The sequence below is a fragment of the Streptomyces mirabilis genome (genome assembly GCF_018310535.1).
Classification (GTDB): Bacteria; Actinomycetota; Actinomycetes; order Streptomycetales; family Streptomycetaceae; genus Streptomyces.
The window spans coordinates 6125612-6151169 of the sequence record NZ_CP074102.1 but is presented as its reverse complement, the minus strand read 5'-3'; the positions used below and the strand labels follow the sequence as shown (position 1 = coordinate 6151169).

The window sequence follows — 25558 nt, the reverse complement described above, 5'->3', positions numbered from 1 at the left end:
AAACGAACCCACCACGGACGCCGCCACGGATCCCTCACACATCCGCCATGGACCCGTCACGGACGCCCTCTCAGCGGCGCCCCGCCGAAATCCACTTGCGGCAAGGGTGCGGCGCCTCCCGACAATGGCGGCCATGACCTGGACCATCGCCCCCGAGCCCTTCGACTCCTCCGTCGCCGCCGCACTGTGGCGCGCGTACTACACGGAGGTCAGCGACCGCTGGTACCTGCTGCACGAGGGGCACCCGACCGACCCCGAGGAACTGGAGCGGGAGATCGCGGCGGCCACGGGTGCCGAGTTCCAGGCACCCGGCGGGGTGCTGCTGGTCGCGCGGTACGACGGCGACCCCGGCGGCATGGCCGGGGTGCGGATGCTCGACACCACGACGGGTGAGCTGAAGCGCGTGTTCGTGCGCGAGCAACTGCGCGGCAGAGGCGGCGCGCCACTGCTGCTCGCGGCGGCCGAGGAGGCGGCGCGCGGCCTCGGCGCCGAGCGGCTGATCCTCGACACCCGGGGCGACCTGACGGAGGCACGCGCCCTGTACGCGCGGCATGGCTACGAGGAGACCGAGCCGCACAACGACGAGACCTACGCCGACCACTGGTTCACGAAGAAGCTGACGCCCTGAAGTCCGACGGAGGACTCACGCCGGTGTGCGGACTCACGCCGGTGTCCCGCGCGGATGCGCACGCGGCACCGTCCCGTCGTGCGGCCGCTCCCCGTCGGAGCCGCACAGCTCGCCGTTCAGCTCCTTGACCAGCTTGGTCAGATCGGTCGGGCGGTCCGGACCCCACCAGTCGCCGAGCAGCTCCGCCAGGGACTCCTCACGGACCTTGGCCAGCCTCCCGGCGACCTCGCGGCCTTCGTCCGTGAGGACGAGGTCGAGCCCTTCGCGGGCGGCGAGGCGGCGCTCCTCCAACTGCCGGGCCGCGGCCAGTACGACGGGCAGCGGTACGGTGCTGCGCTCGGCCAGCAGCGCGGGTTCCGCCCAGCCGTACTTCTTGATCCGCAGCAGCAGCCAGCTCGCGGCGGGCAGCAGGTCGTACCCGGCCCGCGCGGTGATCTTCTCGTAGATCTCCCGCCGCCCCTCCCGGGTGCCGAGCAGGGAAAGCGCCCGGCACACCTCGTCGTACGACGACCGCTCCACGGGATTGGTGGCGAGCGTCTCGGTGATGTCGGGTGCCGTGACCGAACCCCGCAGCTTGTCCTCGCGCAGGAACCAGGCCAGGACGAAGCCGAGCAGGGCGACCGGGGCGGCGTACAGGAAGACGTCGGTGATCGACGAGGCGTACGCGTGCAGGACGGGCTGGCGGAGCGCCGACGGCAGATCGGCGATGCCCTTCGGGTCGGCCTTGAGGCTGTTCGGCGTGATGCCGGCGGGGAGTCGCCTTCCGCTCAGCACGGCCACCAGGTTGTCGCCGAGGCGGCTCGCGAAGACGGTGCCGAAGATGGCCACGCCGAACGAGGCGCCGATGGACCGGAAGAAGGTGGCGCCCGAGGTGGCGACGCCCAGATCCTCGTACGAGACCGCGTTCTGCACGATCAGGACCAGGACCTGCATGACCAGGCCGAGGCCCAGGCCGAAGACGAGGAAGTACACGCTCATCTCTCCGGTACTGCTGTGCTCGTCGAGCTGGTGGAGCAGGAGCAGACCGAGCGCCGTGACACCGGTGCCCGCGATGGGGAAGACCTTCCAGCGTCCGGTACGGCTGACGATCTGCCCGGAGACGGTCGAGGACAGCAGCAACCCGAACACCATGGGCAGCATGTACACGCCGGACAGGGTGGGGCTCACACCCCGGACGACCTGGAGGAAGGTCGGCAGATAGGTCATCGCGCCGAACATCGCGAAACCGACGATGAAGCTGATGACGGCGGAGAGGGTGAAGGTGCGGATGCGGAAGAGCCTGAGCGGCAGGACGGGTTCGGCCGCCCGCTGCTCCACCGCCACGAAGGCCACGGCGAGCAGGACACCGAGCACCGCGAGACCGATGATCTGCGGCGAGCTCCACCCCCAGGTGGTGCCGCCGAGCGAGGCCACGAGAACGAGACAGGTGGCGACCGCGGCGATGAGGAACGTGCCGAGGTAGTCGATGACGTGCTTGGCGGACTTTTTCGGGATGTGCAGGACCGCCGCGATCACGATGAGCGCGACCACGCCGACCGGCAGGTTGATGTAGAAGACCCAGCGCCAGCTGAGGTGCTCGGTGAACAGCCCGCCGAGCAGTGGCCCGAGCACGCTCGTCGCACCGAAGACAGCTCCGAACAGCCCCTGGTACTTGCCCCGTTCGCGCGGCGAGACGATGTCGCCGACGATCGCCATGGACAGCACGATGAGCCCACCGCCACCAAGGCCCTGAAGGGCCCGGAAGCCGATCAACTCACCCATGTTCTGCGCCATTCCGCACAATGCGGACCCGACGAGGAAGATCACTATCGCGGCCTGGAACAGCTTCTTCCGGCCATACTGGTCGCCGAGTTTGCCCCACAGCGGAGTGGCCGCGGTCGACGCGAGCAGATACGCGGTGACCACCCACGACAGATGCTCGAGCCCGCCCAGGTCGCTGACGATGGTGGGCAGCGCGGTCGACACGATCGTCTGGTCGAGGGCGGCCAGCAGCATGCCGAGCAGCAGCGCGCCGATCGAGACGACGACGCTGCCGTGCACCGGCGCCTCCTTGGCGTCGACGGCGGCCGCCGAGCGCCTCCGCACGGCCGACTCGTTCACGCCGTACGGGGGGTCGTGCGGCGGCGCGTCCGGGTCGTGCACATCACCGGGTGTCTCGCCCGTCATGCGGACCTCCCATGAGCCCCTGGGGTCTCGGTCACCCTCCATGGTGGTCGGTATGGCGGGTTATGGCCTGTTGAAGCTTGTAACGCGTGCGGAACGCGGGATTCCGGGGGCTCCTGGGAGAAGGTGTGGTGGATGTGACTAACCTCGGGAGTTCCGGGGGGCGAGTCTCAGGGGGAGGGACCCAACGCGTGACTGAACCGAACGGGCATGTCTGCCCCGAGTGCGCCGCGCCCCGGACGCCGGACGGCACCCCGTCCTGCGCCTGCACCCGGCGCGCGTCCGACGCCCTGCGCGACGCGCGCACGGCGGAGGCGGCAGCGGCGGAGGACTTCGATCCCCTGCGCATACGCCCGTACGTGGATCTGCCGGCGACCGAGTCCTCTCCCTCCCCCGCCACCATGCGTCTGCGTACGGTGCCGTCGGAGGCCGCCACCGCCGCACGACACGTCGACTCCGGGAACGAACCCCCGTACCCGCCCCCGGCCCCCTTCCTGGAGGAACCTCCCCGGCGCCGACGGCGTACGGCCCTGCTGGCCGTGACCGGGGCCGCGGTGGCGGTCGTGGCGGCGGCGGGGTTCGCGAGCGGGCTGTTCTCGTACGACGCCCCCGCGCGGGACAGGGCACTGCCGGACGATGTACGGGCGAGCGTGCCGGACCCGTCACCGACGCCGACATCGGCGCCGTCGTCCCCGTCGTCACGATCAGACTCGGGGTCGGCCCCCGAGGGCGCCACGTCCCCCACAACCACGGCAACGACAGCGACCGCGCCACCCCCGTCCCCCAGCGGAAGCCCGTCCCCCTCGGCGTCGGCGACGCGTTCCCAGCCGCCCACGCCCTCACCGTCGTCTACACCCACGCCCACCGCGGCCGCATCGTTGGCGCCGGGCCAGGGCTCCACGGGCGATCAGCCCGCCCAGACCCTGCGCCGCGGCGACAAGGGCTCCGAGGTCACCGAACTCCAACTGCGCCTGCGCCAGTTGTCCCTCTACACCGGCAAGGCCGACGGTACGTACTCCGGCCAGGTCGAGGACGCGGTACGCCGCTATCAGTGGGCGCGCGGCATCAGGGGCGACGAGTCCGGGGTGTACGGGGCGGCGACACGGACGAGCCTCGAGGGTGAGACGAGGACGCCGTAGCGGTCCGGCGGGTTCGGTGAGTTCCTCGCCCGCGGTCCGGCGGGTTCGGTGAGTTCCTCGCCCGCGGCCCGGCGGGGGCCGATCGCGCAGTTCCCCGCGCCCCTAAGACGGGGCTGCGCCCCGCATCCCCCGCCCACCCGATCCGTTCGGCTGTCGGCCGGTGGGGGCTGAGCGGGGCTTCGCCCCGCGTCCCCCACCCGCGCGATTGGCATGACTGCGGGGCAGTGGGGGCTTGGCGCGCAGTTGCCCGCGCCCCTGACGGGGCGCTCTTGTCGGCGCCGGTTCGTATGTTCAGCCCGTCCGGCGTTTGAGGACGCGGCCGTTCAGGCCGATGGGAGGGCCTGGGCGTAGCCCCGTGGCCCGGGGGCGCGGGGAACTGCGCGATCGGCCCCCACTCGCCCGCAGCCGACGGACACACCCCGGGGGTCTTGGGGCGGAGCCCCCAGGGATGATGGGGGTCCTCCCTGCTCGAGCGAAGCCGAGAGCTTGGGGGAGGGTAGGGGCGGCAGGGGCGAGGAAACCGGGCATCAGCCGACGTGCAGGCGTACCGTCCCGTCCCCGACAACCTCCACCCGCACCTGCGTCAGATCACGCACGCCGACATCCGGACGATGGAAGCCGGCCCGGGGCCCCACCCCGACCACCCGCATCCCCGCACCCCGCCCAGCGGAAATCCCGGCCCCCGAGTCCTCGAAGACGACACAGTCCTCCGGCGCCACACCCAACTCGGCGGCGCCCTTCAGAAAACCCTCGGGATCAGGCTTGCTCGCACCGACGGACTCCGCGGTGACCCGCACATCGGGCATCCCGAGCCCGGCGGCAGCCATCCGCGCCGTGGACAGCCCCACATCCGCGGAGGTGACAAGGGCATGCGGCACCGCGCCCAGCGAGGCAAGGAACTCCGCGGCACCCGGAATCGCGACGACCCCGTCCATGTCGGCGGTCTCCTCGGCGAGCATGCGCGCGTTGTCGGCGTAGTTCTGCTCCATCGGCCGGTTCGGCAGCAGCACCGCCATCGACGCGTACCCCTGCCGCCCGTGGACGACCTTCATGACCTCGTCCCCGTCCAGCCCGTGCCGCTCGGCCCAGCGGCGCCAGCAGCGCTCGACCACGGCGTCCGAATTGACGAGGGTGCCGTCCATGTCGAGCAGGAGGGCGCGGGCGGTCAGAACGGTGGTGGCCGTCATCGGCAGGCTCCAGGGCGCGGGGGAAGGGGCCGGGGGCGTCCGTTGGATCAGCACCGGGTCCCCCGGGGACAAGGCGGCCCCGCCCGCCGGTCAGGGAGTGCGGACGGGAGCCACTTTGTTTCTCTACGATACAAAACGAGGGGGGCCGGCGCCACCGCCTCCGACCAGGACGAGCCTCGGGCCTTTCACCGGCACCCCGACCGGCACCCCGACGAGCGGGACGCCGACGGCTCAGGCCGCCACCGCCTCGTACAGACTCCAGACCCCCAGCGCCAGCATCAGCATGGCCGCGACCTTGGTGATGAGCTCCAGCGGAACCCGCTTCATCAGGGCCTTGCCGCCGACGATGCCGAGTCCGGCCACCGCCCAGAGCGCGAGCACCGCACCGAGGCCGACCGAGAGCGGGTCGTCGTACCGGGCCGCGAGGTTCGCCGTCATGATCTGCGTGAGGTCACCGAACTCGGCGACCAGGATGAGCATGAAGCCCGCCCCCGAGACCTTCCAGAAGCTCTGGTTCGCGGGATCGCGGATCTCCTCCTCGTCCTCGCCCTTCTTCAGGAGCAGCACGGCGGCACCGGCGAGAAACAGCACACCCGTGATCGCGTGCACGATCTGCTGCGGCAGCAGGGTCAGCACGCTGCCCGCGGCGACGGCGAGCGCGACGTGCACGGCAAAGGCGGCGGCGACGCCCGCGAAGACGTACGAGGCGCGATAGCGGGTGCCGAGGACGAGCCCGGCGAGCGCGGTCTTGTCCGGCAACTCGGCGAGGAAGACGACGCCGAAGACGAGCGCCATCACGGTGATGCTGATCAAAATCCCTCAATCGGTCGGGGCTGCCCCACCGAGAGTGTTGTGACTGCTGCGCGACACCTCGGCACGGCAGCACACATCGGCGCCCGCACGAGGACGTACGCGCGGACAGTGCACTGCTCTGCCGAAGGTCTCGCTGGCCGACCGTGACGGTCTGCCTCCGGGCGCCGGCTCAGACGAGCTGAGCAGTATGTCGACGGTCCGGCGAAGAGCTACTCCCCTTCTGCGCCATCCATCCTACGGGATGACGAAACGGGCCGGACAGGGCCATAGGTCCCGGGCCCCTCACACAACGCCTCGGAGCCCGCTTCCCGATCCACAGAAACCGATTACCCCGAACCCCTTGGCATGTCATGCGCACGTCACTAGCTTCTTACCTGCTTCACACCTTCCGGAAATGCGCCACCGCGAGCATGGGCCCGCTCGCCCCAACGTCCCCCCACCTCAAGGGAGTTCGCATGCCAAAGGTCTACGCGCGTCGACGGCTGAGCATACTCGCAGCCTTCACCGGCCTGATAGCCATGGTCGGGATTTTCAACGGCCCGACCGCCTCCGCCGCGCTCCCCACCCCGGTCAGCGCCGCCACCGCGCGCACCTACCTCGCCTCGCTCACCGTGGCGACGGAGAACCGCACCGGCTACAACCGTGATCTCTTCCCCACCTGGATCACCATCAGCGGCACCTGCAACACCCGTGAGTACGTCCTCAAGCGCGACGGTTCGAACGTCGTCACCAACTCCGCCTGCACCGCCACCAGCGGCACCTGGTACTCGGTCTACGACGGCGCCACCTGGACCGCCGCCTCCGACCTGGACATCGACCACCTCGTCCCGCTCGCCGAGGCCTGGGACTCCGGCGCCAGCGCCTGGACCACCGCCCAGCGCCAGGCCTTCGCCAACGACGTGACCCGGCCGCAGCTCATCGCCGTCACGGACAACGTGAACCAGCAGAAGAGCGACCAGGACCCGGCCGAGTGGATGCCCCCGCTCAGCTCCTACGCCTGCACCTACGTCCGCGCCTGGGTCCAGGTGAAGTACTACTACAACCTCAAGGTCGACTCGGCGGAGAAGAGCAAGCTCAGCTCGGTCCTCAGCGGCTGCTGATCCCCGCACCGATCCCCCCACCGATCCCCCCACGGATCCCCACCGGTCCCCTCCCCCCACGGAAACCGGCGCAGTTCCCGGAACCTCCCCGCTCATCTCCGTCGTTCCGTACCGTACGGGGCGACGGAGAGGGGTGATCACCTTGGCGGAACTGCGCCTGGGACCGCTGCTGAGGTACGTCGACGGCTCGTCCGCGACCTTCTGGGTCGAGGCGAGCCGTCCGTGCACCGCCGAGGTGCGCTGCGCCGACGGCGCCCGCGGCTCGGCCCGCACCTTCCAAGTCGCCGGGCACCACTACGCGTTGGTGCCGGTGAGCGGTCTGACCCCGGGCACGGACACCGCCTACGAGGTGCTGCTGGACGGCGTCGGTGTCTGGCCGCCGGCCGACTCCCCCTTCCCGCCCTCGGTCGTCCGCACCCGGGGCGAGGAAGACGCCGTCCGTGTCACCTTCGGCTCCTGCCGCTGGGCCGCGCCGCCCGCGGACGAGAAGGACCCGGTCGGGCCCGACGCGCTGGACACACTGGCGGCCCGTATCGCGAGCGAGCCCGAGAGCGAACGGCCGGACGTCCTGCTCCTGTTGGGCGACCAGGTGTACGCCGACGAGACCTCGAAGGCCACCCAGCGCTGGCTCGCCGCCCGCCGCAACCTCGCGGACCCCCCGGGCGACCAGGTCGCGGACTACGAGGAGTACACCCGCCTCTACTACGAATCGTGGCTCGACCCGGAAGTCCGCTGGCTGCTGTCGACCGTGCCCAGCTGCATGATCTTCGACGACCACGACGTGATCGACGACTGGAACACCAGCGCCTCCTGGCTCGCCGACATGCGGGCCACGGTGTGGTGGCGCGAGCGGCTGATGAGCGGCCTGATGTCGTACTGGGTCCACCAGCACCTCGGCAACCTCTCACCGCGCGAACTCGCCGAGGACGCCCTGTACGCCGCCGTCCGCGAGACCCCCGACGGCACCGACGTGCTGAGCGCCTTCGCCGCCCAGTCCGACGCCGATCCGGCCTCCGTCCGCTGGAGCTACCGCCGCGACTTCGGCCGCGTACGGCTGCTGATGGTGGACACCCGGGCGGCCCGCGTGCTGGCCGAGGACCGGCGGGCGATGCTGGACCCGGGCGAGGAGCGGTGGCTGCGCGAGCAGGCGCTGGACGCGCCGGGCTCCTGCGACCACCTCCTGATCGGCACCTCACTGCCCTGGCTGCTCCCCCACCTCGTGCATGACGCCGAGACATGGGACGCCGCCCTGTGCCGGGGTGAACGGGGCCCGCGCTGGGCCCGATTCGGGGAGAAGCTACGCCGCCGGGCCGACCTGGAGCACTGGGCGGCCTTCCCCGCTTCCTTCGCCGCGCTCGCGGAGCTGATCGCCGAGGCCGGTTCCGGGCCGGACGCCCCGGCGACGGTGTCCGTGCTGTCCGGAGACGTCCACCACGCCTATATCGCCGAGCCCCAGTGGCCTTCCGGGACCTCTGGGACGCCCGACTCCCCCCGCTCCCCCGACGCCCGCGTCCTCCAGCTGACCTGCTCCCCCGTCCACAACTCCATCCCCCTCTCCATACGGCTCGGCTTCCGCTTCGGGTGGAGCGCGGTCGGGCGGGCGATCGGGCGCCGGTTCACCGGGCACGGCAAGTGCGACCGGCCACCTGTCGACTGGCGTAAAACGGGCGGCCCTTGGTTCGGCAACCAGCTCATGACCCTGACCCTGCAAGGACGTTCGGCCCGGCTGCGGCTGGAGCAGGCCCGCGCGGGGAAGGACGGGGGCGCCGCCCGGCTGCGGACGGTCATGGAGTCCGATATCGGTTCACGAACGTCCGAGATCAGTTCGTGAGCGTCCGAGATCGACTCGTGCTCGTCAGCGGTCGGTTCGTGAGCGTGCGCTTTCGGCTCACGAGCGCCCGCGGTCGGTTCATGAGTGTCCGCAGTCTCCCTCGGTCGTCCACAACGCGCCTGTGAAGCAAGCGTGACAGCGGTGCGAGGGGTGCGTGAGGACCCCGTGAGATACCCGTGACGCATCCCACAGCGGACGGCGATCCTCCCGCCCGGGGCTCGGTTCGGGTTCTCGCCGACGGCATGATGAGGCGGACCGTCCGCTTCCAGGGGACCTTCCCGTGGAACTCCCAGCAGGCGGTTCGCCGTCATGCGCCCCCCATGCCCGGGAGTCACACCTTTGTCTGCAGTGAGCGCCGCGTCCTCGGGGACCACCCCTGCCGTCGATGTGTCCCTCGCCGTCGTCGGCGCGGGACCGCGGGGCACCAGCGTCCTTGAACGCCTGTGCGCCTCCGCGCCGGAGCTGCTCCCGCCCGGAGCACGACTGACGGTCCACGTGGTCGACCCGTCGCCGCCCGGCCCCGGCCGCGTCTGGCGCACCGCGCAGTCGCCGCATCTGCTGATGAACACCGTGGCCTCGCAGGTGACCCTCTTCACCGACGACAGCGTGGACTGCTCGGGCCCGGTCCGCCCCGGGCCGAGCCTGCACACCTGGGCGGGCGGCGAACTGGGCCCGGACGACTACCCGACCCGCGCGCACTACGGCCGCTATCTGGAGTGGGTGTTCGCCGAGGTGGTGCGCGGGGCGCCGCCAGGAGTGCGCGTCGAGGTGCACGCGGCGCGCGCGGTACGGCTCGACGACGACCCCGACGGCCGCCAGACCCTCACCCTCGACAACGGGCGCGCGCTGCCGGAGCTGTCCGCGGTCGTCCTCGCCCAGGGCCATCTGCCGACGGCCCCGGACCGCTCCCAACGCGACCTCACGGCGTACGCCGAACGGCACGGCCTGCGCCACATCCCGCCCGCCAACCCGGCGGACGTCGACCTGTCCGCCCCTTCTCCCGGCGAACCGGTCCTGCTGCGCGGCCTCGGTCTCAACTTCTTCGACCACATGGCCCTGCTCACGACGGGCCGCGGCGGCCGCTTCACCCGCACCGCCGAGGGCCTGCGCTACCTCCCCTCCGGCCACGAGCCCCGCCTGTACGCGGGCTCGCGCCGCGGTATCCCGTACCAGGCCCGCGGCGACAACGCGAAGGGCCCCTACGGCCGCCATCTCCCCCTCGTCCTCACCGACGAGGTCATCGCCGGCTTCCGCAAGCGCGCCGACTCCGGTGAGGCGCCGGACTTCCTGGGCGAGATATGGCCACTGATCGCGAAGGAGGTGGAGACCGTCTACTACGAGGGCGTGTGCGCCGGTCGGTGGGAGCGCACGAGGCTGCTGGAGTTCAGGGACCGTTTCCTCGCCACCCCGCACCGGAGCCCTCAAGAGGCCCGAGTCCTCGACGAGTTCGGCATCCCGCAGGGCGATCGCTGGTGCTGGGACCGCGTTTCGCGCCCGTACGCCGGTCACGACTTCGCCACGCCCGGCGCCTGGCGCTCCTGGCTGCTGGCGCATCTGCGCGAGGACGCCGAGCAGGCCGCGCTCGGGAACGTCGACGGTCCCCTGAAGGCCGCCCTGGACGTGCTGCGCGACCTGCGCAACGAGGTGCGGCGGATCGTGGACCACGGGGGCCTGCCGGGTGGCTCGCGGCGCGAGCACCTGGACCGCTGGTACACGCCGCTCAACGCCTTCCTCTCCATCGGACCGCCCCGCCGCCGCGTCGAGGAGATGGCCGCGCTGATCGAGGCGGGTGTCCTGGACGTCCTGGGCCCCCGGCTGGAAGTGCGGGCCGAGGACGGGGGCTGGGTCGCGCACTCCCCCGACGTGCCGGGTTCGACCGTCCGCGCGACAACGCTGATAGAGGCGCGGCTGCCGGAACCGGACCTCAGGCGGACGGGCGACGAACTGCTCACCCGGTTGCTGAGGACGGGCGGGTGCCGCCCGCACACGAGCGACGGTTACGAAACCGGAGGGCTGGACGTAACACCGCGCCCCTACCGTCTGATTGACCGTCAAGGTCGGCCGCACGCACGGCGGTTCGCCTTCGGGGTGCCCACGGAGGGCGTGCACTGGGTGACCGCGGCCGGAGCCCGGCCGGGTGTGGATTCGGTCACGCTTTCGGACGCCGACGCGGTGGCGCGGGCCTCGCTACGTGCGGCGACAGCAGAAACGGAAGCCCAAACGGAATCCGGACCATGGCTAAATGTTGAACTTGCAAGCATTGATTAGGTTCCCCTAACGTTGATGACTCACTCGGTTCCGCCCCCAGGATCCGGTTCCCCACGGACCGGACCAGACCGAAGGAGTCCCCCACATGACCGACCGCCTCAACAGCGCTCAGCCGTACGCCATCGGCCTGTTGCGCATCGTCATAGGCCTGCTCTTCGCCGTGCACGGCGCCGCCTCGCTCTTCGGTGTCCTCGGCGGCGCGGCCGGCACCGACGGCGGCTCCATCCCGTCCGGCACCTGGCCGGGCTGGTACGCGGCCGTGATCCAGCTCGTCGGCGGCGCCCTGGTGCTGCTGGGCCTCGGCACCCGCGGCGCGGCGTTCATCGCGTCGGGCTCGATGGCGTACGCGTACTTCGACGTGCACCAGTCGACGGCCCTGTGGCCGATCCAGAACGGCGGCGAGCTCTCCGTGCTGTTCTGCTGGACCATGCTGCTGCTGGTCTTCACCGGCTCCGGCGCGCTCGGCCTCGACCGGCTCCTCGCCGGGCGCACAGCCGCGTCCCGCGCGGACGAGCGGGCCTCGGAGCCCGTCGCGGCCTGACCCTGCCACCACCCGGCCCGGCGCCCGCCTCCCGCACCCGGAGGTGGGCGCCGTCCCGTACCGCGCTCTCTCAGGCCGTCCCGTACCGCCCTCGCTCAAGCCGTCCCGGCGACCCGCCCTCGCTCAAGCCGTCCCGGCGACCCATCCGAACGGCACGGTGAAGCACGCCACCCGCGTACCTCCCGCGCCCGGCCCGTCGTAGAGCACCACCGAACCGGCCCCGCCCGGCCTGAAGCCCCAGTCGTGCCGGCTCCTCGCCTCACCCCTCCCGTTCTCGTCGGCGGTGAAGTCCAGCCACACCTCCTTGTCCGGGTCGGCGTGAGCCGGGTCCTCGCGGTGCTGGTAGACCCCGCCCGCCGCGGCCGGATCGGCGGTGCAGGGCTTCTGGTGCACCCGCGCCCCGAACACGTGGCCCGCCTTCACTCCGGTCACCCGCAGCCGTACGGTCGTGGCGCCCCGCTCGTCCATCAGCTGGCTCACCTCGATCCCGCCGGCCGCCGGAACGACCTGCATGTCGTACGTCAGTGCCGCCGACGCAACGAAGGCGCCTGGCGGCGCGAACCGCGCGTCCGTCGTCATCCAGTAGCCGTCCGCTCCCGCGCCGCCGCCCACCGTCAGTACGGCCGACGCCAGGGCGCCGGCGATCATCCCTGCCACCATCGCTGTCCCACTCCTCCGACACTCGTCCCCCCGCCCTGACTCGCCCCTCCCTTACTCGCTCCCGCCGTGAGGAGCACATGAACCCCCAGTGACCCTCCTGTCACACCCGCCGCGTACGCTGTATGGCTGTCACAGGCCGCCTGCCGCTCCCCCGCGACGTAGCGGCGAGGTCGTGCCAACGGGGGAGTACAGGGGAGTTTCGGTGTTGGAGAGTGTGGGGCCGCTGACGGGCAGCCCATGGATCTACGCGGCGGTGGCCGTCTCGGTCCTGCTGGACGTCTTCCTGCCGGTCCTGCCGAGCGGCGTCCTCGTCATCACGGCGGCCACGGCAGCGGCGGCGGGCTCCGCGGGGGCCGCCGTCGGGCAGGCGGTGCCCAACATCATGGCGCTCACCCTCTCCGCGGCCACCGCCTCGGTCCTCGGCGACCTGGTGGCCTACCGGCTGGCCTGGCGCGGCGGCGAACGCCTGGACCGGGCCATAGCCCGCTCGCGCCGGCTGTCCAGCGCGCAGGAACGTCTCGGCGCGGTCCTCGCGCGCGGCGGCGGCGCCCGGGGCGCGCTGGTCGTCCTCGCCCGCTTCGCGCCCGCCGGACGCTCGGTCGTCTCACTCGGCGCGGGCGCGGCCCACCGCCGGGTCCGCGAGTTCCTGCCGTGGTCGATCGTGGCGGGCCTGGCCTGGGCCGCCTACAGCGTCGCCCTCGGCTACTTCGGCGGCCAGTGGCTGGGCGCGAGCTGGTTCGCGACCGGGGTGTCGTTCCTGGCGCTGTTCGGCGCGGGGGCGGGCGCGGCGTACCTGATGCGCCGTCCCGAACCCCAGGAGTCGGGCACCGGCGCCTGACCTACGAACCCGCGGAGGCGCGGACCCGCGGGGCGCTATCCGGCGCGCTGCGGCTGAGTGGCTCCCCGTACCTCCAGGCCGTCCAGCAGTTCGGTCGTGGCGGCGGCGATCGCCTCGACCGCGCGGTCGAACACCTCACGGTTGTGGGCGGCCGGGGCGCGGAATCCGGACACCTTGCGGACGTACTGGAGGGCGGCGGCCCGGATCTCCTCCTCGGTGGCCTCTTCGGGGAGCACGGGCGGGCGGAGTGTCTTGATGCTGCGGCACATGCGTCCAGTCTCGCGCACACCTGTGGGAACCCGGGGCGTCGGTCCTGTTGCCGTAGCGGGATGATCTACGTCGAGGCGGCCACCTTCCGGGGCCGACCGACGAGAGGATCGAACAGCCATGACGAAGGACCAGTCGAAGGAACGGGCCGACGAACGGTCTCAGGAACGGTCGACCGTGGCGGTACTGGGCCCGGGCGGCGTCGGCGGACTGCTGGCCGCGCTGGTGGCCCGGGCCGGACACCGGGTGATCTGTTTGGCCGGGGACGAGACGGCGCGGGCGCTGCGCACGGACGGCATCCGCGTCCGCAGCGGCCGGTTCGGGGACTTCACGGCGGCCGTGGAGGCCGACACCGAACTGCGCGAACCGGTCGACGCCTGCCTGATCGCGGTCAAGCACACGGCACTGGACGCGGCCCTGGAGCGGGTACGGCCGGAGGCGCTCGGCGACGGCCTGCTGGTCCCGTTCCTGAACGGTGTCGAACACCCCGCGACGCTGCGCGCCCGCTACGGCTCCGCCCGTGTCGCCCCCGCCGTCATCCGCGTCGAGTCGACCCGGACCGCCCCCGGGGTGATCGAACACGGCAGCCCCTTCGCCGAGATCGACCTGACCGGCGAGAGCGTGCCGCGCGGCCGGCTGGACGCGCTCGCCGGGGTGTTGGCCGCGGCCGGCCCCGCCGTCCGTGTCCTGGACGACGAGGCGGCCACGCTGTGGGCGAAGATGTCGTTCCTCGCGCCGTTCGCGCTGCTGACGACCCGTTACGGGGTGCCCCTCGGCGAGGTCCGCGCGCGCCACCGCGAGGAGTTGACGTCCCTCGTGGCGGAGACGGCCGCCGTCAGCCGGGCGTGCGGCGCCCCGGCGGACCCGGCCGTGGCCCTCGCCCGCTACGACGCCTTCCCGTCGGACACCAAGTCCTCCATGCAGCGCGACGCCGAGGCGGGCCGTCCGCTCGAACTCGACGCGATCGGCGGCGCGTTGCTGCGGGCCGCGGACCGGCACGGAGTGGCAGTGCCGGTGGCGCGGGGGCTGGTGAGGGAGTTGGAGGAGCTGGAGGGCAACCGCCGCCGCTGACCCTGACTACGGCTCAGGCGTGGGTCTTGGCCAGCACTTCCAGGATCTCGTCCGTCGTGCCCGTCTCACCGAGACGCGGGAAGATCCGCTCGACGCTGTTGCGGTGGGTCTCGGCGTCGATGTCGGACATGGCGTCGGTGGCCAGGGTGACGTGGTAGCCGTGCTCGTGGGCGGCGCGGGCGCTGGACTCGACGCCGATGCTGGTGGCGATGCCGACCAGCACGATCTGGGTGATCCCGCGGCGACGCAGCTGCAGGTCGAGGTCGGTGCCGTAGAACGCGCCCCAGTTCCGCTTGGTGACGACGATGTCCTCCGGGTGACCGGCGAGCTCGTCGACGAGGACGTCCCAGCCCTCCGGCCAGACACGGGGGGCGCGGGCGGGGCCGTCGATGCGCCCGGGCACGCCGTCCGCGCCGTCGGCGGCGGCGGTGACCCGGACGAGGACGACGGGGAGGCTCTGCTCGCGGAAGGCGTCCGCGAGCCGGGCCGCCCGCTCCACGACCTCGGCGGCCGGGTGCGGGGCGAGGCCCGGGTTTCCGGCGATGCCGTTCTGCAGGTCGATGACGACGAGCGCGGTCTTCGGATCGAGCGTGGTGACAGCCATGGTCAGGCCTTTCGGGGGGTGGAGGGCGCGAGGGTGCGCAGGGATCGGTCGAGCAGGGTCACCGCCAGGAGCAGCGCGGCTCCGGCGAGCATGAAGAGGGCCAGGTGGTGCAGGCCCCCGGTGTCGGCGCCATGGGGGAAGACGGCCGCGTCGGCGGCGGAGGCGACCATCGCGCCGAGGTACATGAAGGTGCGCAGGAGTCCGGCCGCGGAGCCCATGCGGGCGGGGTCGGCCTGCCGGTAGAGGGCGTTCTGGTTGGCGAGGCCGTTGAGGCCCTGCGGGATGCCCATGACGATCCCGACGGCGCCGAGCAGCCAGATCGCACTGCCGGAGTTCGCGCCCAACAGCGCGGCACACGCGGCGATCTGAACCAGACTGCCCACGACGAGCTTGCCCCGGATCGCCTCGCGGCGCCCGGTGGCGGCGGAGACGGCCAGCGCGCTGAGCGACAGGGGCAGCAGTACGAGTCCGGCGGTGGCGGCGGACAGGTCCCGCCCCTCCTCCAGCCACTGCGTGAAGCCGTACAGGAACGCGTACGCCGTCGTGAAGCTGAGGAATTGACGCAGGAAGGTCGCCAGCATGGGGACGTTGCCGCCGAGCATCCGCAGGTCGATGAACGGCTCGGCGACGCGAACCTCCCGCAGGGCGAAGGCCGTTGCCGCGCCGACGGCGAGCACGAGCAGCCACCAGTGGCCGGCCCGCGGTTTCATCAGGAAGAACATGAGGGCGGCGAGCAGGCCGGCGAACAGCGCCATGCCGAGCGGGTCGACGCTCCGCTTCTCCCGCCGCCCGCCCGGGCTCTTCGGCAGCCGCAGCACACCGAGGACCAGACAGGCCACCGACAGCGGCACGTTGACGAGGAAGATGGTGCGCCAGCCACCCACGCCGATCAGCAGTCCGCCCAGGGTGGGGCCGACGACGGAGACGGTCTGGGCGGAGACGGCGAGCGCGGTCAGTACTCCGGCCGGGCTGTCCCGCCCGGTGCGCTCGGCCTCACTGCGGGTGAGGCTCATCGAGGCGGGGTACGCCGCGGAGGTGCCGAATCCGAGCAGCACCCGGGCGGCGACCAGCGCGCCGAGGCTCGGAGCGAGGGCGCCGAGCAGCCCGGCGATCCCCACGAGCGCCGTCCCGATGAGATAGAGACGACGAGGTCCGTACGTGTCCACGAGCCGTCCGATGACGGGCTGCCCCACGGCGGTGGCCAGGTAGAGCCCCGTGACCAGCCAGGCCGTCTGCGCGGGCGGTGCCCCGAGCGCGGCCCCGATCGGCACCAACGCCACCGCGATCATGGCGGAGTTGATGGGGTTCAGTACGGATCCGAGGACCATCGGGGCGATCAGCCGCCGGTCGAAGGAGTCCGCGGGGCGGGGGCGCGAGGGCCGGTCGGAGCGAGCGAGTCCGGATATCTTGGGCATCACGGCCGGGTGAGCCGTTCCAGTACGGCCATGGCCTCGATGACGGTCTGCCGCTCGGCCTCCGTGCAGCGGTCCTCGAAGGCCCGGGCCAGCCATTCCGCACGGGCCTGCCGGGTGCCCTCGATGCGCTCGCGCCCCGCGTCGGTGAGTGTGACGAGCTGCCGCCGGCCGTCCCCGGGGTCGGGGTTGCGCTCGATCAGCCCGTACTGGTCGAGCGCGGCGAGCGTGGCGGCCATCGACTGCGGGCGCACCCCCTCGGCGGCGGCCAGTCCACTGGCCGTCGCGGCGCCGCTCTTGCTCACCAGCGTGAGCGCGGACACCTGGGAGGGCGTGAGGTCCTGCGCCTCCCCCTCCGTCTCGGCGACCTCCCGGATCCGCCGCCGCAGCCGGTTGAACGCGACCCGCAGATCCCGCGCGGCACGCGCGGCGGACCCGGAGACGCCGTCGACACCTTCGGAGTCATCCCTGCTGTCGTCCATGCCCCCACGCTAGGACCTTCAGTCCAGACTGTCCAGTTCAAACTGTGCAGCCTGGACTGAGCAACTCCGTGATGCGGGGAGAGCCGACAGAGTCGTGGAGAAATCCACGGGCGCTTCCCGCACGCCCCAGGCAGGATGTGCCCCCGTGAACCACATCCTGTGCGGGCTCGCCGCCAACCCGGCCCTGCCCGCCGAGCTGGTCGACCGACTGATCGCGTCCGCGATCGCGGACGCAGAGGCAGACGCAGACGCAGAGATCGCCGCGGAACTCGCCGCCCGCCTGGACCTCGCCCACGCACAGGCACGCGCGCTGGCCGCACGCGCCGAGGACATCGCCGTACACCTCGCGTACGAGGGACGGCTGACGTCCGCCGACATCGATCCCGCGGCCCAGCCCCAGGCCGCGCTCGCCCTGCTCGACAGGGGGGCCGGCCTCCCGGAGTGGGCGCGCCGCTTCGCGACGGATCCGTTCACCGAGCGCCGCGCGAAGCTGGCCGCCTGCCCGGACCTTCCCCCCGATGTGACGGACACGCTCGCCGCCGACTCAGAGATCGCGGTGGTGGCCGAGCTCGCGCTGTGGACCACGCCGGACATGGCCGCCCGGCTCGCGCGACACCCGCACGCCGAGGTCCGCCGCGCGGTGGCGGCCAACGAGGCGACACCACCGGCCGTACTGGAGATGCTGCTGACCGGGGACGGGCTTCCTCCGGCGCGGCGCTGCCTGGTCTGCGACCGAGAGCGGACTTCGGCCGCTCACGCTCACCCGCACCCGCACCCGCACCCGCACCCGCACCCGGCCGACGACCTGCCGCCGGGCGCGTTCTGCACCGGTTCCCACGAGTCCACGGTGCACGATATGTGGCGGCAGGCACTGAGCAACCCGGCCACTCCCGCCCGGGCCGCCGCCGGCTTCGCCGACCATTCCTCCGGCCTGCTGCGCTGGGCCCTGGCCGCCCGGCCCGACCTGCCCCCGGAGGCAGGGCGACGGCTGGCCGACGACCCCCTGCCAGGCGTACGGGGCGACCTCGCCGAGAACCCCGCGCTCGACGCCGCCCAATTGCGCGCGCTGGCCACCGACGTGAGCCCCGACGTACGGCGCAGCGTGGCCCACAATCCCCAGGTACCACTGGACGTGCTGGCCTCCTTGGCGGGCACCGCCAAGATCGGCGCGACCCTGCTGCCACGGATCGCCGCCGCCACCCCTGCCGAGGTCGAGGAACTGGCCGAGTCGCCCGACCCGGCCGTACGGATGCTCCTCGCCGCACGACGCGATCTGCCGCCCGGGATCCGCGACGCGCTGGCCGCCGACACCGACGCGAAGGTGCTCAAGTCCATCGCCCCTCACCCCGGCCTCTCCGAGACCCGGCTGCGCGCCATGATCGACCGTCACGGAGTCCGGGTGCTGGCCAGGGTGGCGACGAACCCGGACGCGTCGCCGTCCCTCCTGGAGCACGTGACGAGACACGACCCACCGGTCCCGAAGGCGTTCCGCGAGGTGGCCCGCCACCCCAACGCGACGGCGCCGTCCCTGCTCGCCTGTCTGACCGACCGACAGGCGCGAACGGCAGCCGCCGCCCACCCGTCCCTGCCCGCGGAGGTCATCGTCGAACTGCTCACCGACGACGAGGGTCGGGTGGCGGAGGCGGCCGCGGCCAATCCGTCACTGCCGCGGGCCGTGATGGCGAAGCTGACTCCCTGATCCCTCCAGGCCGAGGATGGTCAGGGCCTGGGCCGAGGAGCACTGGCCGAGGTCGACCGGGCCAACGCGCGCAGCCCCGAACTCGCCGACGACGACTGCCGGTTCCGGCCGCCGCGACAGGACGTCGTCCGACGTGGACGCCCCACCCGTTCGCGTGAAGTCCCCGAAGGAACTCGCACCTCAAATTCGAACAGGCGTACCATTGCCGCGTGGCTGCGACCTATGACTTCCCGAGTGACCTCCTGGCCGGCCAGGAGGAGCTGCATCAGGTCCGGGCGGAGCTCCTGGCCCTGCTCAAGAGGCTCCCCTGGTCGGTGGAGCCCCTGGACGGCTTCAGCGACGACAAGGGCTGGCGCAAGGTGGAACGCCCCGCCTCCCCCGGCTGGACACCCGACGAACAGGCCGAGGTCGAGAAGCTCCGCCAACGCGAACGAGAACTCGCCGTCTTCGTCACCTGCCACCGCTTCTGGTCAGAGGTCGCCCCGCCGGACACGGTGGACGCTCGCGCGAAGCTGAAGCACGCCCACGAAGGGCCGCCACAAACGTCGTAAATCCGTGTCACTCCGGGTACGAGGGAGCCGCCGCGCGGCAACAATGAGTCACCGGCGTTGACGCGGAGGTACTCATGCCCATGCTCCTCATCGAGGGCGACTACCGGATCCTGAACGCGAAACCGGACGGCGATACCGTCCGCTTCGACCCGCACGACGCGGCCTTCTGGTACGAGATCCCCGGCACGCACAAGATCGACAAGACGCACCGGAACAGCCGTGGCGGCGCCAACCTGCGGCTCGACGCGATCGACGCGCTGGAGACCCACTATCTGGGCGCGGGCCCGCACGAGGTGCACCAGCCGCTGGACCTCGCCCACGCCGCCCGGGACGAGCTGCTGAGCCGGCTCGGTTTCACCACCGTCCAGCACGCGGGCGAGAAGGTCACCGCCAGTACCCCGGAGAGCGTGCCCGGTTTCATCCTGGCGAGCGCGATCGACGTACACAGCCGCTGCGTCGCGCTGGCCGGTCGCGGCGCGCCACCCGCGGGCAAGAAGAGCGGCGACTGGATCACCGTGGACGTACCGCTGCTGCGCACCACCGCCAACCACCACCTGCTCGCGCTCGGCCTGGTCTTCCCGACCTTCTACTCGAACCTCTTCCCCGACCTGCGCACCGAGCTGACCGCGGCGTCCCAGCAGGCGAGGTCGGCGGGCCTCGGCGTATGGGCCAAGGACACGACGACCACCGGGGCGGCGATCACCGGCCTGTCCTCCCTCACGGACGACCTGGTGCTGCTCCCGAAGCTCTTCCGCCGCCTCGCGGACCACCTGCGCTTCGCGCCCGACTCCTCGCTGGACTGTTTCCCCAGCTACCTCTTCGGCGGCGCCGACCGATTCCGCATCCTCTCCCAGGGCCCCACCGCCAAGACCCTCACCGGCCTGCACCACGTGGTCGAGGTCAACGGCGGGACGGTACGCATGACCCACCCGATCGAGGACCTGGTCTTCGCCGAGGAATGACGGGGCCGGACGTCCGACTGCCAGAACTCTCGATGGCCAGAACTCTCGTCCGTCCGAACTCTCGACCGTCCGTCAGGACTCTCGACCGTCCGAACTCTCGACCGTCAGGACTTCAGAAGTCCGCCCACCCACCAGTCACGCGGTTCACCCCGGACCACGGTGCGACGGCGCAGGGTTCCCTCGACGGTGAAGCCGAGCTTCTCCGCGAGTGCGCGGGAGGGCACGTTCCCGACCATCGCCCACCACTCGATCCGGTGCGCCCCGAGCACGGCGAAACCCCAGTCGCACAGAACCCGGGACGCTTCCGCGGAGTACCCCCGGCCGCGCTGCTCCTTGGCCGCCCAGTAGCCGAGTTCGTAGACCCCCTCGGAGAGCCTCGTCAGACAGAACGAACCGACCAGCGCACCGTTGTCCGACCGGAAGGCACCCAGAATGTGGTCGCGATCCCCTGCCCAGCCCTGGGGCGCGGTCTCCCCGACGTACTTCTCGGCATCCTCACGCCGAAACGGTGACGGCGCCGGCGTGTAGTACTGGATGTCCTCGTCCTGACAGGCCGCGTACACCGCGTCCGCGTCGGAGGGGCCGAAGGGCCTGAGCAGAAGTCGCGCGGTCTTCAGAGTCACGGGATCCATGGCCGCAGTATGGCCAGCACCCACAGGCGCAACCACCGAATTTCCGGGGCCCACGGGTCCCGCTACGGCATGCCCGGCACGGTCCTGATCCAGCGGCGGAGCACCAGGCAGGAGATCACGGGGCACACGACAAGGGCGCACACCCAGAGGAACATGGTGAAGGGGGAGATCGCGTAGTACTGCACGCGCTCAGGCAGGAGCGCGACCAGCCCCAAGCCCACGACGAGAACCGCCCACGTGCCGAGAACGACAAGTACGGCCTTGGACACGATCACTGCAGCACGCATGGCGGACGAGCATAGCCAACTCACGTCCTGAACCTGGTGGCCCCAAAGGCGCGGAAAAATGCGCGATTATGGACGAAAGGGCTGTTTTGTTATGTGCCAGGGAGTCACAGATGTGCGCCTCGGACGATCTCCTTCGAAGGGCTGAGCCAGCGGCTCTTTTGACGCTGGACGGTGCCATCCGCAGTCTCAACGCTGCGATGGCCACGGCGCTGGGCAGGCCGGCGGAGGAGTGCCTGGGACGTGACTTCGGTGATATGTGGCCCGCAAACCAGAAGACGTCGGCCGAGAGTCTCGTGACCCACGCCGCCAGGACGAAGACGGTCGCCATGCGGGTGCTGGACTTCCCCGGGCCCGCCGGAGCACCCGTCACCTCTTTGATCGAGGCGCGGACGGTCGAGGATCCGACCGGTGACGAGCAGCTGGTCTGGGTGCACGAACTGGACGCGCGAAACGACCTGGCCAGCCTACTGATCCCGTTCCGGATGGCCACCACGGCCGCCAACCTCGGCCTGTGGATGTACTCACCTCAGGGACGCCTGCTGGAGTGGCTCGGTGGCGCACCCGCCGTGGCCGCGCTCTTCCCGGATCCCACTACGTCGCTCACCAGTGTGATCTCGGCAGTGCACCCTGACGACCGGGAGGCCTTGCGGCAGCTCCTGCGCTCGGCCTCGGCCCAGCAGTCTCCCTGGGTGAGGCTGCTGTACCTCCCCCAGCACGAGGGCTGGCACCAACTGGCCGCCCAGACCCGTCGGATCCAGTTGGGATACGACGGCCCCGAGAGGGTCTTCGGGGTGGTCCGCGACGACACCAAGCAGGAGAAACGCAAGAGGAAGGCGCAGGCCGCACTGACTGCCGAGCGACAACGCGCCAAAGACATCGCCGACTTCTCCTCCGCCTTGATCACCGCAGCCACGGAACAGGAACTGCAGCAGGTCGCCCTGACCAGGCTCGCCGCAACCTTCGGCGCCACCGGCGCCCTGCTCGCACTCGTCGACGAAGGCCGCCTGCGCGTCTCCACCGATGCCGGGATAGCCATGTGGGAGGTCGACGTCATGCACGGCCTGCCGCTGGACCATCCGAGCGCCCTGCCCGAGTCGATCCGCACCGGCAAGCCGCAGTTCATACCCGACCGGGAGGATTACATCCGCCGTTGGCCACACGGGGCCGAATTTCCGCGGCTCGGCCGACTCGGCTCCGACTACGCCGTCTCCATCACCCCCCTCAGCGAGCGCGGCAATCAACCGCTCGGGGCGTGGCTGGTGACCTACGGCAGCGGATACCGGCCGTCGCTGGACAAGCAGACCCTCATGGGCACTCTGGCCGACCTGGCAGGCCAGGCACTGAGGCGCATCAGGTTGCAGCAGGCGCGAGTCGAGCTGGCCACGGCCGTGCAGAAGACCATGCTCCCCACGCTGCCCGAACACCTCGCGGGCCTGGAGGTCGCCGCCCGCTACCGGCCCAGCCGGGACGGGCTGGACATCGGCGGAGACTGGTACGACGCCTTCGTGATGCCCGACGGCGCGGTAGCCCTGGAGATCGGCGACGCCCAGGGGCACGACGTGGACGCCGCCGTAGCCATGGGACAGGTACGCGCCTCCATGCGCACGATCGCCGCCCACGAAACGGATCCCGCAACCGTGCTGACGCGCACCAACGAACTGCTGGTCACGATGGAGGCGGCACGGTTCGCCAGCTGCACCATGCTGCATATCGACCCAGTCGACGGACAGGTCACCGGCGCCAGCGCCGGCCACGTGCCGGTGCTGTGTGCGCGCAAGGACGGCAGCCACAGCATCCGCGAGCTGCCGGGCGGCCCGGTCCTTGGAATCGTGCCCGGCACCGAGTACCGCGAGGAGACTTTTACCCTGGACAAGGACACTGCGCTGGTCATGGTCACCGACGGCTTGGTCGAAGGACCGGGCCTCACGTTGGACGCCGGACTGGAGCGAGCCGGAGCACTGGCCGGCGCGGCCCTCCATGACGGACTGAACGCCGAGCAGACCGCCGACCGCGTCCTCGACGCCGCGGTCGCGGTAGACCACCTCGACGACGTGGCCGTGCTGGTCATCCGACGCGCATGACGGCACCCTCGCCCTCACACCCCCGCCGCCCCCGTCGAGCGCTGCTCGATCTCGCCAAGGAAGATCAAGGCCCAGATCTCCGGGTACCCACCCGCTGATCTGGGCCTCTCTCGTGTCCTGAGACTGGTGGGCGCGGACGGTTTCGAACCGTGGCCCAGCTCAGCGGTGCATCGCAACTGCGGCGAACCGTCGTTGACCGTGATCGACCGCACGATGTGGCACGGCTATGGCACGTGCCAACAGCCGCGTCAGCCTTCGGCATCATCCGCCGCGCCGCCCAGGACACGGACACGTCAGAAGCCAACGGTTGATCACGAGGCTGGCTTCACGACGTGTTGGCGACCGGCTCGCGCGGTTCTGTCTCTGGCCGGCGGGGCGGCGCAACTGCCACTGTTCGCCCGTCGGGCGGGCCCTGCCGCAGCCACCGCTGCGGCGTGTGCCGCCGCCACCACTTCTCCGCGGGCTCCTCCACCGCGGAATACAACGCCCAGGCCAGCACGACGACGACCATGCCCATGCCGACCAGTGCGAACAGCGTGCCGTTGTTGTCGGGCATGCGGCCCCACTGGTAGATGGCCAGCCGGCTGATCGAGTGGTGCAGGAGGTAGAAGCAGTACGACCACAGGCCGAGCTGGACCATCAGCTTGGCGTTGAGTACGCCGCGCAGTCCGCGGACCTCGCGCTGGACGAAGGCGAGGATGATCAGTGCGGCCAAGACCGCGACCACCGGCCGCACCAGATAGTCGAGCTGCGCGGCGGCCCCCGCCGGCAACCAGGCGTGGCCCTGGTAGTAGCAGTAGACGTAGGCCGCCAGCAGCACCACCGGCAGCGAGGGGTGCAGCGGCAGCCGCCAGCCGCGTTTGACCGCGAGCGCGAGCGTCATGCCGAGCAGGAACTCCGGCAGGTAGACCACAGGATGGCGCATCACCCAGGCCGCGTGGGCGGGCGAGTAGTGGGTGGTGGCGAACCAGTCCACGGCCCACATTCCCACCAGTCCGCCTGCCGTGACCGACCCGAGCCAGCGGGTGCGCAGCCTGACCGCGATCCGGGCCAGCAGCGGGAAGAGGGCGTAGAAGAGCAGTTCGACGCTGAGCGTCCAGGTCACCTCGTTCCCGGGGAGGGCCGGGGTGACGTTCGGGGACCAGGTCTGCACCAGGAAGGCGGAGGAGATCAGGCTGGGCCAGCTGATCGCGAGGTGCGCCGCCGTGTAGTAGGCGTAGGTGCCCAGCAGCAGGGCGACCATGTGGGCGGGCCATATCCGGCCTACACGGCGCCAGTAGAAGGCGCCTGGGTGCTCGTTCGGTTTGAAGACCCAGATCATCAGGAAGCCGGACAGAACGAAGAAGAGGCTGACGCCGTTTCCGCCGAACTGCGCGTAGGGGAAGATCAATGGCGCCCGTCCCAGTCCGGTCTTGCCGCCGCTCCCGGTGAAGTGGGTGGTGAAGACCGCGAAGGCCGCGAAGAAGCGCAGGCTCGTGAGGGAGTCGAGGCGTTTGGGGAGAGGTGTCACCACCGTCCGTATGCCTGGCAAAGACATGGGGTGTCGCCGTAGCCCTTCGGGGGTCCGCCAGTAACCGGCGCATTATATGACCACTGATGTAAGGCTAAGTAAGCAACAGGCTTCGGCAGGCAGCGATGGGGTGTCGTGTCTTTCCCTGACCGGGTGGAGCCCGGCTGACACCCAGAGCACCCCAGGAACGCAATCAGGACCGGCCGCCCGTGATGGGAAACCGGCCCTGACCTGCTGCTTTCCGAGTGTCCGCCGACGTACGTCGGCGTCGTCACGCAGTTGGACACTCACCCTGGGCGCGATTCGGGCCGCGGCATGGCCGCGCTCGTCAGCTCCGCAAGTGGCTGGCCCATACGGCCTTGATCTGTTCCCCCTGCTCGGCAGTGATGACGCCGGCTTCCATCGCCACAGCCACGAGATCGGTGCCAGCCGCCCTACGAGGGCCTGTCGCTCGGGGCGCTGACCGTGACCTTGTCTCCGACCTTGAAGCTGCTCAGGGTCCTTCCACTGTTGAACATGCGAGTCCCCCTCTGGGACATGTGGATCAAGAGGCACTTCATACGCCTCTCCGCCCTGCGTGTACACCTCGTTCCGAAGCTGCGTGGACAGGACGGTGCGCGGTTGATGTTGCGGCAGCCTCAGCGACTGCTCAGCCGACACCTGCACGGGGTAGGCCTCGACGATTTGGGCTCCCCTTCCACCGCGACCAGCAGCTCGCCGGCTTCCGCCCCTTGCCATGAACGAGGGGCGAAAGCACCACTTTAGGAGCTAGGTCGGGCCGCGTCGTGGCTGACCTGCGGGATCCTAGCCTTGGCCGCAGCCGGCCTGAGCA

Annotated in this window: 23 protein-coding genes; 12 read left to right on the top strand and 11 right to left on the bottom strand. The window is 71.1% G+C overall.

Features of this window, described 5'->3' with window-relative positions; genetic code table 11:
* Positions 1–124 precede the first annotated feature (124 nt).
* Complete coding sequence (locus tag SMIR_RS27060; protein ID WP_212727494.1) at positions 125–628, top strand: GNAT family N-acetyltransferase; 504 nt, start codon at positions 125–127, stop codon at positions 626–628.
* A gap of 33 nt (positions 629–661) precedes the next feature.
* Here SMIR_RS27060 and SMIR_RS27055 read toward each other — a convergent pair whose 3' ends face one another.
* On the bottom strand, positions 662–2794 hold the full coding sequence (locus SMIR_RS27055; RefSeq protein ID WP_168491009.1) for an MDR family MFS transporter: 2133 nt from the start codon (positions 2792–2794) through the stop codon (positions 662–664).
* A gap of 188 nt (positions 2795–2982) precedes the next feature.
* Here SMIR_RS27055 and SMIR_RS27050 point away from each other — a divergent pair, with 188 nt between their 5' ends.
* Positions 2983–3930, top strand: coding sequence for a peptidoglycan-binding domain-containing protein (locus SMIR_RS27050; RefSeq protein ID WP_212727493.1), 948 nt, complete (start codon positions 2983–2985; stop codon positions 3928–3930).
* Positions 3931–4457: 527 nt separating this feature from the next.
* On the opposite strand, the gene SMIR_RS27045 is transcribed toward SMIR_RS27050, so the two are convergent.
* Positions 4458–5117, bottom strand: a complete 660-nt coding sequence (locus tag SMIR_RS27045) for an HAD family hydrolase (RefSeq protein WP_212727492.1) — start codon at positions 5115–5117, stop codon at positions 4458–4460.
* Positions 5118–5348: 231 nt separating this feature from the next.
* On the bottom strand, positions 5349–5930 hold the full coding sequence (locus tag SMIR_RS27040; protein ID WP_168491013.1) for a TMEM165/GDT1 family protein: 582 nt from the start codon (positions 5928–5930) through the stop codon (positions 5349–5351).
* A 455-nt stretch (positions 5931–6385) separates the two neighbouring features.
* Between SMIR_RS27040 and SMIR_RS27035 the strand changes: the two genes are divergently transcribed.
* The 4 genes from SMIR_RS27035 (at position 6386) to SMIR_RS27020 (ending at position 11670) form a co-directional block, all read left to right on the top strand.
* Positions 6386–7030 (top strand): HNH endonuclease family protein, encoded by a 645-nt coding sequence (locus SMIR_RS27035; protein WP_168491015.1) that lies wholly within the window; start codon positions 6386–6388, stop codon positions 7028–7030.
* Positions 7031–7172: 142 nt separating this feature from the next.
* A complete protein-coding gene (locus SMIR_RS27030) occupies positions 7173–8861 on the top strand; it encodes an alkaline phosphatase D family protein (RefSeq protein WP_212728422.1) in 1689 nt (562 codons plus the stop codon).
* Positions 8862–9170: 309 nt separating this feature from the next.
* Positions 9171–11129, top strand: coding sequence for an FAD/NAD(P)-binding protein (locus tag SMIR_RS27025; RefSeq protein ID WP_168491017.1), 1959 nt, complete (start codon positions 9171–9173; stop codon positions 11127–11129).
* Between the two features lie 85 nt (positions 11130–11214).
* Entirely contained in the window at positions 11215–11670 is a 456-nt protein-coding gene (locus SMIR_RS27020) for a DoxX family protein (protein ID WP_168491019.1), read from the top strand.
* A 123-nt stretch (positions 11671–11793) separates the two neighbouring features.
* Here SMIR_RS27020 and SMIR_RS27015 read toward each other — a convergent pair whose 3' ends face one another.
* The gene (locus SMIR_RS27015; RefSeq protein WP_168491021.1) at positions 11794–12330 is read right to left on the bottom strand and encodes a superoxide dismutase family protein; all 537 of its coding nucleotides are present in this window, start codon (positions 12328–12330) and stop codon (positions 11794–11796) included.
* A 202-nt stretch (positions 12331–12532) separates the two neighbouring features.
* Here SMIR_RS27015 and SMIR_RS27010 point away from each other — a divergent pair, with 202 nt between their 5' ends.
* Positions 12533–13168 carry a DedA family protein gene (locus SMIR_RS27010; protein ID WP_099922913.1) on the top strand — a complete coding sequence of 212 codons (636 nt, stop codon included), beginning with the start codon at positions 12533–12535 and terminating at the stop codon, positions 13166–13168.
* Between the two features lie 35 nt (positions 13169–13203).
* Here the strand turns inward: SMIR_RS27010 and SMIR_RS27005 are convergent, their stop codons facing one another.
* Positions 13204–13437: a DUF2277 domain-containing protein gene (locus tag SMIR_RS27005; RefSeq protein WP_168491024.1), complete on the bottom strand. Its 234-nt coding sequence runs from the start codon at positions 13435–13437 to the stop codon at positions 13204–13206.
* Positions 13438–13555: 118 nt separating this feature from the next.
* Between SMIR_RS27005 and SMIR_RS27000 the strand changes: the two genes are divergently transcribed.
* On the top strand, positions 13556–14506 hold the full coding sequence (locus SMIR_RS27000; RefSeq protein WP_212727491.1) for a ketopantoate reductase family protein: 951 nt from the start codon (positions 13556–13558) through the stop codon (positions 14504–14506).
* Between the two features lie 13 nt (positions 14507–14519).
* Here the strand turns inward: SMIR_RS27000 and SMIR_RS26995 are convergent, their stop codons facing one another.
* The 3 genes from SMIR_RS26995 to SMIR_RS26985 are packed head-to-tail and all read right to left on the bottom strand — an operon-like array spanning position 14520 to position 17004.
* The gene (locus tag SMIR_RS26995; RefSeq protein ID WP_075026635.1) at positions 14520–15110 is read right to left on the bottom strand and encodes a hydrolase; all 591 of its coding nucleotides are present in this window, start codon (positions 15108–15110) and stop codon (positions 14520–14522) included.
* Positions 15111–15112: 2 nt separating this feature from the next.
* Positions 15113–16525 (bottom strand): MFS transporter, encoded by a 1413-nt coding sequence (locus tag SMIR_RS26990; protein WP_211118695.1) that lies wholly within the window; start codon positions 16523–16525, stop codon positions 15113–15115.
* On the bottom strand, positions 16525–17004 hold the full coding sequence (locus SMIR_RS26985) for a MarR family winged helix-turn-helix transcriptional regulator (RefSeq protein ID WP_168491028.1): 480 nt from the start codon (positions 17002–17004) through the stop codon (positions 16525–16527). Before SMIR_RS26985 ends, SMIR_RS26990 begins: the two co-directional genes overlap by 1 nt.
* Before the next feature lie 145 nt (positions 17005–17149).
* Here SMIR_RS26985 and SMIR_RS26980 point away from each other — a divergent pair, with 145 nt between their 5' ends.
* The 3 genes from SMIR_RS26980 (at position 17150) to SMIR_RS26970 (ending at position 20216) form a co-directional block, all read left to right on the top strand.
* Positions 17150–18703: a hypothetical protein gene (locus SMIR_RS26980; protein WP_212727490.1), complete on the top strand. Its 1554-nt coding sequence runs from the start codon at positions 17150–17152 to the stop codon at positions 18701–18703.
* Positions 18704–18912: 209 nt separating this feature from the next.
* Entirely contained in the window at positions 18913–19254 is a 342-nt protein-coding gene (locus tag SMIR_RS26975) for a DUF8825 domain-containing protein (protein ID WP_054230980.1), read from the top strand.
* Between the two features lie 74 nt (positions 19255–19328).
* Positions 19329–20216, top strand: coding sequence for a nuclease (locus tag SMIR_RS26970; RefSeq protein ID WP_168491030.1), 888 nt, complete (start codon positions 19329–19331; stop codon positions 20214–20216).
* Positions 20217–20320: 104 nt separating this feature from the next.
* Here the strand turns inward: SMIR_RS26970 and SMIR_RS26965 are convergent, their stop codons facing one another.
* Entirely contained in the window at positions 20321–20848 is a 528-nt protein-coding gene (locus SMIR_RS26965; RefSeq protein ID WP_168491047.1) for a GNAT family N-acetyltransferase, read from the bottom strand.
* 62 nt (positions 20849–20910) lie between these two features.
* On the bottom strand, positions 20911–21135 hold the full coding sequence (locus tag SMIR_RS26960) for a hypothetical protein (protein WP_168491049.1): 225 nt from the start codon (positions 21133–21135) through the stop codon (positions 20911–20913).
* A gap of 68 nt (positions 21136–21203) precedes the next feature.
* Between SMIR_RS26960 and SMIR_RS26955 the strand changes: the two genes are divergently transcribed.
* Entirely contained in the window at positions 21204–23216 is a 2013-nt protein-coding gene (locus SMIR_RS26955) for a SpoIIE family protein phosphatase (protein ID WP_349636907.1), read from the top strand.
* Between the two features lie 325 nt (positions 23217–23541).
* On the opposite strand, the gene SMIR_RS26950 is transcribed toward SMIR_RS26955, so the two are convergent.
* A complete protein-coding gene (locus SMIR_RS26950; RefSeq protein WP_211118696.1) occupies positions 23542–24726 on the bottom strand; it encodes an acyltransferase family protein in 1185 nt (394 codons plus the stop codon).
* Positions 24727–25558 lie beyond the last annotated feature (832 nt).

What these genes read in the sequence shown, in the direction of transcription:
- SMIR_RS27005 (WP_168491024.1), bottom strand. Translation starts at nt 13,437, where the DNA reads ATGTGCCGCAGCATCAAGACACTCCGCCCGCCCGTGCTCCCCGAAGAG.
- SMIR_RS27020 (WP_168491019.1), top strand. Translation starts at nt 11,215, where the DNA reads ATGACCGACCGCCTCAACAGCGCTCAGCCGTACGCCATCGGCCTGTTG.
- SMIR_RS27035 (WP_168491015.1), top strand. Translation starts at nt 6,386, where the DNA reads ATGCCAAAGGTCTACGCGCGTCGACGGCTGAGCATACTCGCAGCCTTC.
- SMIR_RS26985 (WP_168491028.1), bottom strand. Translation starts at nt 17,004, where the DNA reads ATGGACGACAGCAGGGATGACTCCGAAGGTGTCGACGGCGTCTCCGGG.
- SMIR_RS26955 (WP_349636907.1), top strand. Translation starts at nt 21,204, where the DNA reads ATGGACGAAAGGGCTGTTTTGTTATGTGCCAGGGAGTCACAGATGTGC.
- SMIR_RS26965 (WP_168491047.1), bottom strand. Translation starts at nt 20,848, where the DNA reads ATGGATCCCGTGACTCTGAAGACCGCGCGACTTCTGCTCAGGCCCTTC.
- SMIR_RS27025 (WP_168491017.1), top strand. Translation starts at nt 9,171, where the DNA reads ATGCGCCCCCCATGCCCGGGAGTCACACCTTTGTCTGCAGTGAGCGCC.
- SMIR_RS27055 (WP_168491009.1), bottom strand. Translation starts at nt 2,794, where the DNA reads ATGACGGGCGAGACACCCGGTGATGTGCACGACCCGGACGCGCCGCCG.
- SMIR_RS27060 (WP_212727494.1), top strand. Translation starts at nt 125, where the DNA reads ATGGCGGCCATGACCTGGACCATCGCCCCCGAGCCCTTCGACTCCTCC.
- SMIR_RS26995 (WP_075026635.1), bottom strand. Translation starts at nt 15,110, where the DNA reads ATGGCTGTCACCACGCTCGATCCGAAGACCGCGCTCGTCGTCATCGAC.
- SMIR_RS27045 (WP_212727492.1), bottom strand. Translation starts at nt 5,117, where the DNA reads ATGACGGCCACCACCGTTCTGACCGCCCGCGCCCTCCTGCTCGACATG.
- SMIR_RS26960 (WP_168491049.1), bottom strand. Translation starts at nt 21,135, where the DNA reads ATGCGTGCTGCAGTGATCGTGTCCAAGGCCGTACTTGTCGTTCTCGGC.
- SMIR_RS27015 (WP_168491021.1), bottom strand. Translation starts at nt 12,330, where the DNA reads ATGGTGGCAGGGATGATCGCCGGCGCCCTGGCGTCGGCCGTACTGACG.
- SMIR_RS27000 (WP_212727491.1), top strand. Translation starts at nt 13,556, where the DNA reads ATGACGAAGGACCAGTCGAAGGAACGGGCCGACGAACGGTCTCAGGAA.
- SMIR_RS26990 (WP_211118695.1), bottom strand. Translation starts at nt 16,525, where the DNA reads ATGCCCAAGATATCCGGACTCGCTCGCTCCGACCGGCCCTCGCGCCCC.
- SMIR_RS26970 (WP_168491030.1), top strand. Translation starts at nt 19,329, where the DNA reads ATGCCCATGCTCCTCATCGAGGGCGACTACCGGATCCTGAACGCGAAA.